This is a genomic window from Bradyrhizobium sp. 187, assembly GCF_023101005.1.
GTDB lineage: Bacteria > Pseudomonadota > Alphaproteobacteria > Rhizobiales > Xanthobacteraceae > Bradyrhizobium > Bradyrhizobium canariense_D.
In genome coordinates, this window is sequence record NZ_CP064693.1 from 7,614,419 (window position 1) to 7,628,208 (window position 13,790).

Below are 13,790 nucleotides of genomic sequence, written 5' to 3' on the forward strand. Positions count from 1 at the left end.
GGCGCGATTCCCGTCGCGCCGTTCTCTCAGGTACGAGGTACTCCCATGGCCGTTGGTAAGGTTTCTGACACCGATTTCGAAGCCGAAGTGCTCAAGGCAAACGGCCCCGTGGTCGTCGATTTCTGGGCCGAATGGTGCGGCCCCTGCCGCATGATCGCACCCGCGCTCGACGAGATCGCCGGCGCGATGGGCGACAAGGTCAAGATCGTGAAGCTCAACGTCGACGAGAGCCCGAAGACCGCGTCGAAATATGGCGTGATGTCGATCCCGACCCTGATGATCTTCAAGGGCGGCGAGATGGCCTCCCGCCAGGTCGGCGCGGCGCCGAAGGCGAAGCTGCAGCAGTGGATCACTTCCGCGGTCTGATCCGCCGCGCGCAAGATTATTTTTGGAAACGGCCGGCGAAAGTCGGCCGTTTCGCGTTGATGGGACATGTCCAGCGTATGATGAGTCCCGCCTGTTGCCTCCTCCTCCCGCAAAACGCGCGCGAAAGTCGGACCCCCTCGTGGCGATGGAGGCGCGCTCGGTCGACGCGATCCCGCGCGGCAAGGAGTGGCAATACGAGCCGAAATGGGATGGCTTTCGTTGCCTGCTCTCGCGCAACGGCGGCAGCATTGATCTGCGCTCGAAATCCGGTGAAGACCTTGCGCGTTATTTCCCCGAGATCGTCGCCGCGGCGCTGAAGCTGAAGGCGGATCGCTTCACCCTCGACGGCGAGATCGTCGTGCCGCACGGCAAGGGGTTTTCCTTCGACGCGCTGCTGCAACGCATTCACCCTGCGGCGAGCCGCGTGAAGAAACTCTCGGAGGAGACGCCGGCGCTCTATCTCGCCTTCGATCTGCTTGCGACGGCCAGGGAGAAGCAGCTTGCCGGGCAACCGCTGAGGGAGCGGCGACCGGCGCTGGAAGCGTTTGCCAAGGCGAATCTGAAAAGCAGCATCTTCCGCCTCTCACCGGCGACGACGAGCTACGCCCTTGCGAAAAAGTGGCTGGCGCAATCCGGCGGCGGCTCGGACGGCGTCATCGCCAAGCGCGTCGACCTGCCCTACCAGGCGGGAAATCGCGACGGCATGCAGAAGATCAAGAAATTCCGCAGCGCCGATTGCGTGGTCGGCGGTTTCCGCTATGCGACCAACAAGATCGCCGGCCGGAGCGTGGTCGGTTCGCTGCTGCTCGGGCTTTACGATGACGATGGTCTCCTGCACCATGTCGGCTTCACCTCGGCGATCAAAGCGGCGGAAAAGCCTGACCTGACCGATCGGCTTGAGGCATTGATCGGCGAGCCCGGCTTCACCGGCAACGCGCCGGGCGGCCCCAGCCGCTGGTCCACCGAGCGCGCGGCGAAGTGGTGTCCGCTCAAGCCGAAGCTGGTGATCGAGGTCTGCTATGACCATTTCAGCGGCGACCGCTTTCGCCACGGCACCTCGATCCTGCGCTGGCGCCTCGACAAGGCCCCGCGGCAATGCAGCTTCGAGCAGCTGAAGCAGAAGGCGGTGGATCCGATGAAGCTGCTAAAACAGCCGTAGCCGTAGCCGCTAGGCAAGCCATCCCGTCGCCAGCGCGTTCGCCAACTCCGGCTGGCCGTTGCGGCGAGCGAGCGTGGCCATCGCCTCGTGATCATAGACCACATGGCGGAACGTGACCTGCCAGGCACCATCGGTTAGCTCAAGGATCGCATAGCGCGCGTGCGGCGTGCCGGCCTCGACGACATGCGGGAACGGATGCTTGTCACGGAAGCCCGGGCCGCCCACGCTGCCGGGATTGACGATCAGCCTTCCGTCGCGAAGTCGCACGGCACGGGCGAGATGGGTGTGGGCGCACAGGATCAGCGATTGCGTGATGCCTTGCGCAAATTTCTCGATGCGATCGAGCGGCGACAGCGCCACCGCGCCGTCGGGATGCACGGTATCGAGCCAATAGACTTCGTCATTGTCGGGCGTCGCGTGGCAGAGGAACACCTGATCGCGAAAGACGCGCGTCATCGGCTGCGCGCGCAGCCAGTCGAGTTGCGCGGCATTGAGCGCGGCATGGGCCGGGCGATCCCACGAGCCCATCTTCTCGGGCGGACGGTCGAGCAGATAGCGGTCATGATTGCCGAGCACGTGCACGGCATCGAGCTGCATCAGGATTTCGATGGTCCGGCGCGCATCGAGCGGGCCGCTCAGCATGTCGCCGAGATTGACGATCTCGGAGACGCCTTGCGCGCGGATGTCGGCGAGCACAGCTTCCAGCGCCAGGTAATTTCCGTGGACGTCGGCAATCGCGGCAAAACGCATGGGTCTTCCCGTAGCTCGGATGGAGCGAAGACTATACAGGAGGCGTGCCGTTGATGGCGAGCACGTGGCCGGCGAGATAGAGCGAGCCGGTGATCAGAATGCGCGGCGGCACTTCGTAGGCGAGCTTCGCCAAGGCGCGCAGTGCGGCCTCCACGCCGGGCGCGGGCTCGACGCGCATGCCGAGGCTGCGGGCGGCATCCGTAAGGCGGTCGACCGGCATCGCGTTGTCGGTGTCGGGAATCGGCACTGCGATGATGTGACGGGTCAGACCGGCGAAATTGGCGAGAAAGCCTTTCGCGTCCTTGTTGGCCATCATGCCCACGATCACGACCAGCGGCCGCGACACCCGCTCTTCGAGATCGCCGAGCGCGGCCGCCGCGACGCGGCCGCCTTCCGCATTGTGGCCGCCGTCGAGCCAGATCTCCGAGCCCTGCGGGCCGAGAGCGAGCAGCTCGCCCGAAGCGATGCGCTGCATCCGCGCCGGCCATTCCGCACCGACGATCCCCGCCTCGAACGCCGCCTGGTTGATCTTGAAGGCGTTGGTGGCCCGCAACGTCGCGATGGCGAGACCGGCATTGTCGAACTGGTGCCGGCCGAACAGGCGCGGCGCTGTGAGATCCATCAAGCCGCGCTCATCGGAATAAACCAGCCGCCCGTTCTCGACATTGACATGCCAGCTCTCGCCCGCGGCAAACAACGGCGCGCGCATGCGCCTGGCCTGCGCCTCGATCACGGCCATCGCCTCAGCCGGCTGCTCGGCGCAAACCACGGGCACGCCACGCTTGATGATCCCAGCCTTTTCGCCCGCGATCGACGTCAAGGTGTCACCGAGGAAATCCATGTGGTCCATGCTGACAGGCGTGATCACGCAGGCCGCCGGCGCGTCAACCACATTGGTTGAATCAAGCCGACCGCCAAGGCCGACCTCCAGCAGAACCACATCGGCCGGGTTCCGCGCGAACAGATGAAATGCAGCCGCCGTCTTGAGCTCGAACACGGTGGCCGGCTCGCCGGCATTGACACGCTCGACCTCTTCCAGTGCCGCGCGCAACTCGTCGTCGCCGACCAGCACGCCGCCCCCGACGCGGCCGAGCCGGAAGCATTCGTTGATGCGAACGAGATAGGGTGAAGTGTAAGCGTGGACGCGCAGGTTAGCTGCCTCCAGCGTCGCGCGCAGATAAGCGAGCGTCGAGCCCTTGCCGTTGGTACCGGCGATGTGGATCACCGGCGGCAGCTTGCGCTCGGGATGACCGAGCCGCTCGAACAGGCGGTGCATCCGCTCCAGCCCGAGATCGATGCGTTTCTGGTGCAGGGCCGACAGCCGCCCGATCAATTCGTCGAGCGGCGGCTTTGCGCGGTCGGAGGAAGCGTTCACGCGTGCGGCGCGGCCGGCGCCGTTTCGGGAGCCGATACAATCTGCGCCGGACTGACGACCGGCTGCACCGGCTTTGACGCGGTCTCAAGCGCCGGCGCCCTGGTCAACAGTCGGCAGAGCCGCGCCAGGGTCGGGCGCAATTCGTGGCGATGCACGACCATGTCGATCATGCCGTGCTCCTTGAGGTATTCGGCGCGCTGAAACCCCTCGGGGAGTTTTTCGCGGATGGTCTGCTCGATCACGCGCGCGCCGGCAAAACCGATCAGCGCACCGGGCTCGGCAATCTGCACGTCGCCGAGCATCGCATAGGACGCAGTGACGCCGCCGGTGGTCGGGTTGGTCAGCACGACGATGTAGGGCTGTTTTGCTTCACGCAGCATCTGCACCGCGACCGTGGTGCGCGGCATCTGCATCAGCGACAAGATGCCTTCCTGCATGCGCGCGCCACCACTGGCGGCGAACACGATGAAGGGTGACTTCTTCTCGACCGCGAGCTCGAGCCCGCGCACGATGGCTTCGCCCGCGGCCATGCCGAGCGAGCCGCCCATGAAGTCGAAATCCTGCACCGCGACGACGACGGCGGCACCTTCGAGCTTGCCGTAGCCGACCTTGATCGCGTCGTTCAGATTGGTCCGCGCGCGGGCATCCTTGATGCGATCGACGTACTTCTTCTCGTCACGGAACTTGAGCGGATCGGGCGTGACGTCAGGCAGCGCGACGTCGTACCAGGTCTCATTGTCGAAAATCGACTTCAGACGCGCCACCGCATTCATGCGCATATGATAGTTCGAGCCGGGGATGACGAACTGGTTGGCCTCGACGTCCTTGTAGAACACGAGCTGTCCGGAATCCGGGCACTTGATCCACAGATTCTCCGGCGTCTCCCGCCGCAGCATGTTGCGGATCTTCGGCCGGACCACATTGGTAAGCCAGTTCATGGTTTGCTCCGATGTGCGATCCCGCCTGGGGACCACCTGAAGGGATATATGGCGGCCGGGACCCGGCCCGGCAAGCCGCCGTATCGTCCGCCTTGCTCGTCGGACTTGGCAGCGGAATTAAGGCCTATTCCGCCGCCTGTTGCGCGCCCTTGACGCCCTGGGCCAGTGCCGCCGTCAGCTCGGCGACGGCGTTGACGGTTTTGGCCGTCGCGCGCCCTTCCGCATCGAGGCTGTTCTTGAGCGCATCGACCAGCGCGGTGCCGACTACCGAGCCATTGGCCTTTTCGGCAATGGCGCGCGCCGCCTCCGGCGTGCGGATGCCGAAACCGACGCATATCGGGAGCTTGGTATGCCGCTTGATGCGCGCGACCGCGTCGCCAACGGCATTGGCGTCCGCCGCCGCTGCGCCGGTGATGCCGGCGATAGAGACATAGTAGACAAAGCCTGACGTGTTCGCGAGCACCGCGGGCAGGCGCTTGTCGTCGGTGGTCGGGGTCGCCAGGCGAATGAAGTTCAGGCCCGCCTTCAGCGCGGGAATGCAGAGCTCCTCGTCTTCCTCGGGTGGCAGATCGACGATGATCAGGCCGTCGACCCCGGCCGTCTTGGCATCAACCAAAAACTTGTCGACGCCGTAGATGTAGATCGGATTGTAATAGCCCATCAGCACCAGCGGCGTGACGTTGTCGTCCTTGCGGAAATCACGCACCAGTTCCAGCGTCTTCTTCAACGTCATGCCGTTCTTGAGCGCGCGCAGACCGGCAGCCTGAATCGAGGGACCATCCGCCATCGGATCGGTGAAGGGAATACCGAGTTCGATCACGTCGGCGCCTGCCTTGGGCAACGCCTTGACGATATTGAGCGACGTCGTGAGATCGGGATCGCCGGCCATCACATAAGTCACGAAGGCCGAGCGGCCGGCTTTCTTCAGCTCGGCGAAACGGGTGTCGATACGCGTGGTCACTTGCTCTTGCCCCTCAGGATGTCGCCGACCTGCGGGACGTCCTTGTCGCCGCGGCCGGAGAGGTTGACGACCATCAGGTGATCTTTGGTCCGCTTCGGCGCGAGCTCCATCACTTTGGCGATGGCATGTGCCGGCTCGAGCGCGGGGATGATGCCTTCCAGCTTTGACAGCAACTGGAACGCTGCGAGGGCCTCGTCGTCGGTCGCGGAGAGATAGTTCACGCGGCCGATCTCGTGCAGCCAGGAGTGCTCGGGGCCGATGCCGGGATAGTCGAGCCCGGCGGAGATCGAATGCGCGTCCTGGATCTGGCCGTCGGCGTCCATCAGGAGATAGGTGCGGTTGCCGTGCAGCACGCCGGGACGACCGCCCGCGATCGACGCCGCATGCAGTTGCGTCAGCCCGTGGCCCGCAGCTTCGACGCCGAAGATCTCGACGGTGGAATCGTCGAGGAACGGATGAAACAGGCCCATCGCGTTGGAGCCGCCGCCGATACAGGCGACCAGCGAATCCGGCAGGCGGCCTTCGATCTCCTGCATCTGCACCTTGGTCTCGTTGCCGATGATCGACTGGAAGTCGCGGACCAGCGTCGGATAGGGATGCGGACCCGCGACCGTGCCGATGCAGTAGAAGGTGTTGTGCACGTTGGTGACCCAGTCGCGCAGCGCCTCGTTCATGGCATCCTTCAGCGTGCGCGTGCCCGACTGCACTGGAATGACCGTTGCGCCCAACATCTCCATGCGGATGACGTTGGGCTGCTGCCGCTCGACGTCGACGGCGCCCATATAGACGATGCATTCCAGGCCGAAGCGCGCACACAGCGTCGCGGTGGCGACACCGTGCTGGCCGGCGCCGGTCTCGGCGATGATGCGCTTCTTGCCCATGCGTCGCGCCAGCATGATCTGGCCGAGCACGTTGTTCACCTTGTGCGAGCCGGTGTGGTTGAGCTCTTCGCGCTTGAGGTAGATCTTGGCGCCGCCCAGATGCTCGGTCAGACGCTCGGCGAAATAGAGCGGCGAGGGCCGGCCGACATAATTCTTGAGATAGCCGTTCATCTCGATCTGGAAGGCCGGGTCGACCTTGGCCTCGGTGTAGGCTTTCTCCAGATCGAGGATCAGCGGCATCAGGGTTTCGGCAACGAAGCGTCCGCCGAAAATGCCGAAATGGCCGCGCTCGTCGGGGCCGCTGCGATAGGAATTGGGTTTTGCAACATTCATCGGACGCTCAACTCTTGACTTGCATCTTGGCTTGCGCGCGCGGCGCGAATGAAGGCCTTGATCATCTCGGGGTCCTTCACGCCCGGGGCGCTCTCGACACCGGAGGAGACGTCGACGCCACCGGCCCGGGTGACGCGAACGGCTTCGGCGACGTTGTCGGCGCTGAGGCCGCCCGAGACCATATACGGCAACGCGAGCTCCAGGTTTCCGAGCAGATGCCAATCGAATGGTGCGCCGAGGCCGCCTGGCCGCGTTGCGTCCTTCGGTGCGCGCGCATCGAACAGGATGCGTTCGGCTATCTCGGCGTAACCGGGCAGCACGGCGAGATCCGCTGACGTTGCGACCGGCACGACCTTCATCACCGGACGACCGACCCGTTGCCTGATGTCGCGCAGCCGGGCCACGCTCTCCGTGCCATGAAGCTGGAAAATGTCCGGCGACAGCGCGTCCATGATGTTGTCGAGCGTGGCATCGTCGGCATCGACGGTGAGCGCGACCTTGAGCGCGCGCCGCTTCACCTGCCGGCCGAGCTCCCGGCCGGCTTCCAGCGACAAATGCCGCGGCGACGGCGGGAAGAACACAAAGCCCACCATGTCGGCACCCGCCTCGAGCGCCGTTTCGAGCGTCTCGGGCGTGGACAGGCCGCAGATTTTGACGAGCAAGGACATGTTCTCGACGGATATGGGCTCAAAGCAAATGGAGGGCCGCGGGTCCGCGGCCGGAAAACGGGCTTTTCGGTTGCGGCCGCTTCTACAACGTCGCGCGCTGCTTGTCTCGCCCGACGGGCCCGTAAAGCCCCACACCGGAGGGAACGGGGAGGCGCTGGGACTCAGGCCTTGCTGCGGCAGACTGGGCCCGCAGATCAGCCAGCTCGCCTCGCGCGGCCCGGGCATCCGCGTCATGCCGGCGCGCCGCACGCCGCCAGTGCCGCTGGCCGAACCAGACGGCACACCCGCCCACGAGGACCCCGAGCGCAGCCACCACGATCAGGAGCAGGAACAGCGGCAGCGTTGCCGAGAATGACGGGTCGTTGGAAACGAAGGGATCGAACGAGACCGTGACGAAATGCCGGTTGGCGACGGCAAAGACCATCAGGACCAGGCCCAGCGGAATCACGACCAGCGCGCTCAGGAATTTTCGCATCTCGGCTCGCTCGCCTTGAATCAAGGTTGCGGCCGCATCACTGGCGACCGCGGGAAACCCTGAGGTGGACCTCAGTCTGGCGCGCCTGGATCCGGATGGTCGCGATTCAGCCGTTCGCGCATTTCCTTGCCGGTCTTGAAGAACGGAACGCTCTTCTGATCGACAGGCACATGGGCGCCGGTGCGCGGATTGCGCCCTGCGCGCGCAGGGCGATGCTTGACCGAGAAGGCACCGAAGCCGCGCAACTCGACGCGATCACCGCGCGCGAGAGCCGCTACGATCTCTTCGAGAATCGCATTCACAATGTTCTCGACATCCCGCTGGTACAGATGCGGGTTGTGCTCGGCGATACGCTGAACAAGTTCGGATTTGATCATCGAGAGATAGGACCCGGGAGCGTGCGGACGACCATTTCCGTGAAAATACCGTGATCTGTCAAGACGCTAAATGAGGGTTGAGCGTCGTGAAAACACGTGACAAATGCCGAAAAAGCGGGCTGGACCTACACGCGCCGAACGGGAAAAACCTCTGTGGCTCGCCCGGTTCCGGTCAGTTCGACGCCGCCGGCTGCCACAAGGCGAGCATTCCATCCATTCCGAGCCGATCGACCGCCTGTGCGACGCCGGTTTGTCCGATTTGATGCGCAATCGAGCCTAAACCCAGTGCTTCCAGCGTTACTGCGGCCGCCGTCTTGAGGAACGGCAGATCGCTGAAGCGCGGCTGCAGCTTGTAATCGCGCACGGAGAGCCCCTTCTTGACGCCCTTCTGCTCGACCAGCCAGGTCACGGCGGTCTTCTCGTCGCCGATCTGATCGATCAGCTTGAGATCGATGGCCTGGCGTCCGGTGAAGACACGGCCATCAACCACTTTCTCGAGCTGCGTGTCATCCATGCCACGCCGTTCCTTCACCAATCCCTTGAACCAGGCATAGGAATCCTTCACCAACGCATCGAGCGCCGCCCGTGCCTCAGGGCTGGTTGGCTCGAAACCGTTGGGCGCGGCCTTCAGCGGCGTGGACTTTACCTCCTCGACCTTGACGCCGACGGTCTTCAACAGCTCCGAGACGTTCGGAAACTGGAACAGCACGCCGATCGAGCCGACCAGCGAGCTCTGCTGGGCGATGATGTGATCGCTGGCGATCGCGGTGATGTAGCCGCCGGAGGCGGCGAGGCCTTCGACGACGACAACGAGCGGCTTCTTTGCCTTCAACCGTACAAGCGAATCATAGAGCTGCTCGGAGCCGGCGGTGGTGCCGCCCGGCGAATTGATGTGAACGATGACGGCGGCGGCCTGCGAATTCTCCAGCCGCTCGAGCGCCTGGGTGCGATCGGAATCGCTGCGGATCAGGCCCTCGATCTGGACCCGCGCGATCGAGCCGGCGGACGCGAACGTGCCGCGCGCACCAGGCGTCGCGACCAGCGCGAAGCCTGCGATCGCCGCGATCGCGATCAGCGCGGCCAATACGCGCCAGAACGTCAGCTTGCGGCGGATCCTGCGGCGATCGACGATGATGTCCGAATCGAGTGACATCTCAATATCTCCAAATGAAAGGCCAGGCGCGTTGTGCCGTCGCAGCGTCGCCATTGGCTTATCTGGATACATCAATTGCGGCGCAATTAGAAGAAAACAAGGCCGGCTGCCGCGTAGCCCGGATGGAGCGCAAGCGTAATCCGGGGTTCTCGCCTCACGGAGAGGCTTTCCCGGATTTCACTTCGCCCCATCCGGGCGACGACCTCACTACAAAAAAGCCCCGGCTCGCGCCGGGGCTTTGATGCAGTGAAACCTGCGTTTCGCTTACTTGGTGTCGCGGTTCTTGAGCGCGGTGCCGAGGATGTCGCCGAGCGTTGCTCCCGAATCGGAAGAGCCGTACTGCGCGATGGCTTCCTTCTCTTCGGCGACTTCGAGCGCCTTGATCGACACCTGGACCTTGCGGGCCTTCTTGTCGAACTGGATCACGCGGGCATCGACCTTCTCGCCGACGGCGAAGCGTTCGGCGCGCTGATCGTTGCGGTCACGAGCGAGCTCCGAGCGCTTCACGAACGTGGTGAAGTCGGTACCGGTGATCTTCACCTCGATGCCGCTCTCCTTCACTTCGATCACTTCGCAGGTCACGACCGCGCCCTTCTTGACATCGCCCGGCTCGGCGAAGGGGTCGCCTTCAAGCTGTTTGATTCCAAGAGAAATGCGCTCCTTCTCGACGTCCACATCGAGCACCACGGCCTTCACCATGTCGCCCTTCTTGTAGTTGTCGATCACCTGCTCGCCCGGCTGCTTCCAGTCGAGGTCGGAGAGATGGACCATGCCGTCGACGTCGCCCTCGAGGCCCAGGAACAAACCGAATTCGGTCTTGTTCTTGACCTCGCCCTCGACCGTCGAACCGGTCGGGTGACCTTCGACGAAGACCTCCCACGGGTTGCGCATGGTCTGCTTGAGGCCGAGCGAGATGCGGCGCTTGACGGAATCGACTTCCAGCACCTGCACTTCGACTTCCTGCGAGGTCGAAACGATCTTGCCGGGGTGCATGTTCTTCTTGGTCCACGACATCTCGGAGACGTGGATCAGGCCTTCGATGCCCGGCTCGAGCTCGACGAACGCGCCGTAGTCGGTGATGTTGGTGACGCGACCGGTGAAGCGGGCACCCAGCGGGTACTTGGCTTCGATGCCCTGCCACGGATCGTCCAACAGCTGCTTCATGCCCAGCGAGATGCGGTGCGTCTCGTGGTTGATCTTGATGATCTTGACCTTCACGGTCTGGCCGATCGAGAGCACCTCGGTCGGGTGGTTGACGCGGCGCCACGCGATGTCGGTGACGTGCAGCAGACCGTCGATGCCGCCGAGATCAACGAACGCACCGTAATCGGTGATGTTCTTGACCACGCCGTCGATGACCTGACCCTCTTCGAGGTTCTGCACCAGCTCCTGACGCTGCTCGGCGCGGGTCTCTTCGAGAACCGTGCGGCGGGACACGACGATGTTGCCGCGGCGGCGGTCCATCTTGAGGATCTGGAACGGCTGCGAGTTGTTCATCAGCGGCGCAACGTCGCGGATCGGACGGATGTCGACCTGCGAACGCGGCAGGAAGGCCACGGCACCGTCGAGGTCGACGGTGAAGCCGCCCTTGACCTGGTTGAAGATGACGCCGTTGACCTTCTCGTTGTTCTGGAAGGCCTTCTCGAGCTTGCCCCAGCTCTCTTCGCGGCGCGCCTTGTCACGCGACAGCACGGCTTCGCCGAGGGCGTTCTCGATCCGATCGAGGAACACTTCCACCTCGTCGCCGACCTTGAGCTCGCTGTCACGGCCGGGGCCGGAAAATTCGCGCAGGGCAACGCGGCCCTCCGTCTTCAGGCCGACGTCGATGACGGCCATGTCCTTTTCGATTGCAACAACCTTGCCCTTGATGACTGAGCTTTCCTGCAGGTTGCCGCCTGCGAAGGACTCGTCGAGCATCGCGGCGAAATCGTCGCGCGACGGGCTATAGGTATCAGCAGAAGTCGAAGCCATTTGTTCTCCAGTTGCGGATGTCATGCCGGCCGTTGGGTTCTTGGGCGCACCGTACGCGCAGTGTCGGAAGGTCCGCAGAACCTTCGAGCGACCGCTCGCTGCTCCGACCTGGAGGGCGGAACAGCGGAAGCGGGCCGGCTGAGGCCCGCGCGTTCGATACGTGGAAATCTTTTGTCCGGAACCTGGATCGCGTCGGCCCCGAGCAGGGACCGAGAGTATCGACCTCAAAGAGCGGGAGCGGGCGCTTCCTCCAATGACGGCAGCGGCTTAACCCCGCGACCGGCCCGCTCGGACGGCCTCGATAATGTCGATGGCGGCCCGGACGCCGCCTTCTATATCCAGTTGGGAGTTATCTAGCAAGTAAGCATCCGGAGCCGGCTTCAGGGGGGCGATCGCCCGGTTCTTGTCGCGCTCGTCGCGCTGGATGATATCGGCGAGCACGGCCGCCTCGTCCGCCTCCTCGCCCCGCGCCTTGGCCTCCATGGTCCGGCGGCGGGCACGGACCTTGGGGTCGGCGACGACGAAGATCTTCACGTCGGCATGGGGGCAGATCACGGTTCCAATATCGCGCCCATCGAGCACGGCGCCGGGCGGATCGGCGGCGAATTGCCGCTGAAAGTTGATGAGGGCCTCGCGCACCTTGGGGATCGCCGAGACGATCGAGGCGCCCTCGCCGGCCTTCTGGGTCTTCAGGGCGGGATTGCCGAACTTTTCGGGATCGAGTTCCAGCGCCGCAGCGACCGCCGCCGCCTCGTCCCGGAGATCATGACCGGACTGCATCAGGGAATAGGCCACCGCGCGATAGATTACGCCGGTATCAAGGTGACGGTAGCCGTAATGGTGGGCAAGGCGCTTGCCGAGGGTGCCCTTGCCCGACGCCGCGGGCCCGTCGATGGCAATGATCATGAAAAATCGGCCCCAAGCGAACGCATCATCGGGATGAAATCCGGAAAACTGGTGGCGATGAAGGCGGTGTCATCGACGGTTACCGGCTGATCGGAGGCGCAGCCCATCACCAGCGCGGACATCGCGATGCGATGATCCATGTGGGTGGCCACCACGCCGCCGCCGGGAACGTGGCCGCGGCCTTCGACGATCAAATCGTCGCCGCAGACCTCGACCTTGACACCGTTGACGCGGAGCATGGCGGCGGTGGCCTCCAAACGGTCGGATTCCTTCACGCGCAGCTCCTGGAGGCCGCGCATGATGGTCGTGCCCTCGGCAAAGGCGGCCGCCACCGCCAGCACCAGATATTCGTCGATCATCGACGGTGCACGCTCCGGCGGCACCTCGACACCGCGCAATTTCGAGGCGCGTACCCGCAGCTTTGCCATCGGCTCGCCAGCGTCGCCACGAACTTCGCTTTCCTCGATCGAGGCACCCATTTCGCGCAGCGTGGTGAAAAGACCGGTGCGCAGCGGATTGGTCATGACGTCGGACAGGACGATTTCGGAGCCTTCGACGATCAGCGCAGCAACGATAGGGAACGCCGCCGACGAGGGATCGGCGGGCACGACGACATTGGCGCCATGCAGCTCCGGCTGCCCCACGAGCGTGATACGGCGGCCGTGCTGACCTTCTTGCACTGAGGTGATCTCGGCGCCGAAATGCTTGAGCATCAGTTCGGTGTGGTCGCGACTGGCCTCGGTCTCGATGACGGTCGTGGCGCCCGGCGCGGCCAGGCCCGCGAGCAGCACGGCGGATTTGATCTGGGCCGAGGCCACAGGCGTCTTGTAGGTGATCGGCAGCGGATCGCGCGCACCCTGGACGGTCAGCGGCAGACGGCCGCCCGCGCCGCCGGAGACGACCTTCGCGCCCATCTTTTCCAGGGGATCCAGGATCCGGCGCATGGGCCGGCTGCGCAGTGAGGCATCGCCGTCGAAAACCGCGGAGATCGGACAGCCGGCGACGGCGCCCATGACGAGCCGGCAGCCGGTGCCGGAGTTGCCGAAATCCAGCGGCGCTTTGGGCTCCGCGAAGCCTGCGACACCCACGCCGTTCACCTTCCAGGCGAAATCTCCGGTACGCTCGACCCCGGCGCCGAGCGCCTGCATGGATTTGGCGGTGTTAAGGACGTCCTCGCCCTCCAGGAGGCCCGAAATCCGCGTCTCTCCGACCGCGAGCGCGCCGAGGATGAGGGCACGGTGGGAGATCGACTTGTCTCCGGGCACCCTTACTTTCCCGGTCAGGGGACCGCTGGCGCGCGACTGGAGCGGCGTCGGCTTGTCGGAATCGGTCAAGTTTGTGTCCTTGGGTAGGCCCGAAACGTCCCTGTGGGACTCGCGGGGCAGGTACCACATGGTCTCCCCGCCGTCACGGGCATGTCGTTCTCCCGCAATGCGCTATTGACAGCGGGCCGCCAACTAGCCAAGTGAAGCACCGC

Annotated in this window: 14 protein-coding genes; 2 read left to right on the plus strand and 12 right to left on the minus strand. The window is 64.5% G+C overall.

What is annotated here, in order from left to right; genetic code table 11:
* The first annotated feature begins 45 nt into the window (after positions 1-45).
* Both trxA and IVB19_RS36520 read left to right on the plus strand, forming a co-directional pair.
* Entirely contained in the window at positions 46-366 is a 321-nt protein-coding gene (gene trxA / locus IVB19_RS36515; RefSeq protein WP_007598398.1) for a thioredoxin, read from the plus strand.
* A gap of 145 nt (positions 367-511) precedes the next feature.
* Positions 512-1,525 carry an ATP-dependent DNA ligase gene (locus IVB19_RS36520; RefSeq protein WP_247821741.1) on the plus strand — a complete coding sequence of 338 codons (1,014 nt, stop codon included), beginning with the start codon at positions 512-514 and terminating at the stop codon, positions 1,523-1,525.
* Between the two features lie 9 nt (positions 1,526-1,534).
* Here IVB19_RS36520 and IVB19_RS36525 read toward each other — a convergent pair whose 3' ends face one another.
* The 12 genes from IVB19_RS36525 to aroA form a co-directional block, all read right to left on the minus strand.
* On the minus strand, positions 1,535-2,275 hold the full coding sequence (locus IVB19_RS36525; RefSeq protein WP_083926409.1) for a metallophosphoesterase family protein: 741 nt from the start codon (positions 2,273-2,275) through the stop codon (positions 1,535-1,537).
* 31 nt (positions 2,276-2,306) lie between these two features.
* Positions 2,307-3,650 (minus strand): bifunctional folylpolyglutamate synthase/dihydrofolate synthase, encoded by a 1,344-nt coding sequence (locus tag IVB19_RS36530; RefSeq protein WP_204513029.1) that lies wholly within the window; start codon positions 3,648-3,650, stop codon positions 2,307-2,309.
* The gene (gene accD / locus IVB19_RS36535) at positions 3,647-4,588 is read right to left on the minus strand and encodes an acetyl-CoA carboxylase, carboxyltransferase subunit beta (RefSeq protein WP_018455765.1); all 942 of its coding nucleotides are present in this window, start codon (positions 4,586-4,588) and stop codon (positions 3,647-3,649) included. Before accD ends, IVB19_RS36530 begins: the two co-directional genes overlap by 4 nt.
* Before the next feature lie 124 nt (positions 4,589-4,712).
* Positions 4,713-5,549 carry a tryptophan synthase subunit alpha gene (trpA, locus tag IVB19_RS36540; protein ID WP_018455764.1) on the minus strand — a complete coding sequence of 279 codons (837 nt, stop codon included), beginning with the start codon at positions 5,547-5,549 and terminating at the stop codon, positions 4,713-4,715.
* Positions 5,546-6,763 (minus strand): tryptophan synthase subunit beta, encoded by a 1,218-nt coding sequence (gene trpB, locus IVB19_RS36545; protein WP_018455763.1) that lies wholly within the window; start codon positions 6,761-6,763, stop codon positions 5,546-5,548. The genes trpA and trpB overlap by 4 nt, the downstream gene beginning before the upstream one ends.
* Complete coding sequence (locus IVB19_RS36550) at positions 6,760-7,431, minus strand: phosphoribosylanthranilate isomerase (RefSeq protein ID WP_018455762.1); 672 nt, start codon at positions 7,429-7,431, stop codon at positions 6,760-6,762. Before IVB19_RS36550 ends, trpB begins: the two co-directional genes overlap by 4 nt.
* Positions 7,432-7,513: 82 nt before the next feature.
* Entirely contained in the window at positions 7,514-7,906 is a 393-nt protein-coding gene (locus IVB19_RS36555) for a lipopolysaccharide assembly protein LapA domain-containing protein (RefSeq protein WP_204513028.1), read from the minus strand.
* A gap of 71 nt (positions 7,907-7,977) precedes the next feature.
* Positions 7,978-8,283, minus strand: a complete 306-nt coding sequence (locus IVB19_RS36560) for an integration host factor subunit beta (RefSeq protein ID WP_007598410.1) — start codon at positions 8,281-8,283, stop codon at positions 7,978-7,980.
* A gap of 172 nt (positions 8,284-8,455) precedes the next feature.
* The gene (gene sppA / locus IVB19_RS36565) at positions 8,456-9,436 is read right to left on the minus strand and encodes a signal peptide peptidase SppA (protein WP_018455760.1); all 981 of its coding nucleotides are present in this window, start codon (positions 9,434-9,436) and stop codon (positions 8,456-8,458) included.
* A 264-nt stretch (positions 9,437-9,700) separates the two neighbouring features.
* On the minus strand, positions 9,701-11,407 hold the full coding sequence (gene rpsA, locus IVB19_RS36570; protein ID WP_027566167.1) for a 30S ribosomal protein S1: 1,707 nt from the start codon (positions 11,405-11,407) through the stop codon (positions 9,701-9,703).
* Between the two features lie 267 nt (positions 11,408-11,674).
* Positions 11,675-12,313, minus strand: a complete 639-nt coding sequence (gene cmk, locus IVB19_RS36575; RefSeq protein ID WP_018455758.1) for a (d)CMP kinase — start codon at positions 12,311-12,313, stop codon at positions 11,675-11,677.
* The gene (gene aroA, locus IVB19_RS36580; RefSeq protein WP_143273208.1) at positions 12,310-13,707 is read right to left on the minus strand and encodes a 3-phosphoshikimate 1-carboxyvinyltransferase; all 1,398 of its coding nucleotides are present in this window, start codon (positions 13,705-13,707) and stop codon (positions 12,310-12,312) included. Before aroA ends, cmk begins: the two co-directional genes overlap by 4 nt.
* Positions 13,708-13,790 lie beyond the last annotated feature (83 nt).

What these genes read in the sequence shown, in the direction of transcription:
- trxA (WP_007598398.1), top strand. Translation starts at nt 46, where the DNA reads ATGGCCGTTGGTAAGGTTTCTGACACCGATTTCGAAGCCGAAGTGCTC.
- IVB19_RS36520 (WP_247821741.1), top strand. Translation starts at nt 512, where the DNA reads ATGGAGGCGCGCTCGGTCGACGCGATCCCGCGCGGCAAGGAGTGGCAA.
- IVB19_RS36525 (WP_083926409.1), bottom strand. Translation starts at nt 2,275, where the DNA reads ATGCGTTTTGCCGCGATTGCCGACGTCCACGGAAATTACCTGGCGCTG.
- accD (WP_018455765.1), bottom strand. Translation starts at nt 4,588, where the DNA reads ATGAACTGGCTTACCAATGTGGTCCGGCCGAAGATCCGCAACATGCTG.
- trpB (WP_018455763.1), bottom strand. Translation starts at nt 6,763, where the DNA reads ATGAATGTTGCAAAACCCAATTCCTATCGCAGCGGCCCCGACGAGCGC.
- IVB19_RS36550 (WP_018455762.1), bottom strand. Translation starts at nt 7,431, where the DNA reads ATGTCCTTGCTCGTCAAAATCTGCGGCCTGTCCACGCCCGAGACGCTC.
- IVB19_RS36555 (WP_204513028.1), bottom strand. Translation starts at nt 7,906, where the DNA reads ATGCGAAAATTCCTGAGCGCGCTGGTCGTGATTCCGCTGGGCCTGGTC.
- IVB19_RS36560 (WP_007598410.1), bottom strand. Translation starts at nt 8,283, where the DNA reads ATGATCAAATCCGAACTTGTTCAGCGTATCGCCGAGCACAACCCGCAT.
- sppA (WP_018455760.1), bottom strand. Translation starts at nt 9,436, where the DNA reads ATGTCACTCGATTCGGACATCATCGTCGATCGCCGCAGGATCCGCCGC.
- rpsA (WP_027566167.1), bottom strand. Translation starts at nt 11,407, where the DNA reads ATGGCTTCGACTTCTGCTGATACCTATAGCCCGTCGCGCGACGATTTC.
- cmk (WP_018455758.1), bottom strand. Translation starts at nt 12,313, where the DNA reads ATGATCATTGCCATCGACGGGCCCGCGGCGTCGGGCAAGGGCACCCTC.
- aroA (WP_143273208.1), bottom strand. Translation starts at nt 13,707, where the DNA reads ATGTGGTACCTGCCCCGCGAGTCCCACAGGGACGTTTCGGGCCTACCC.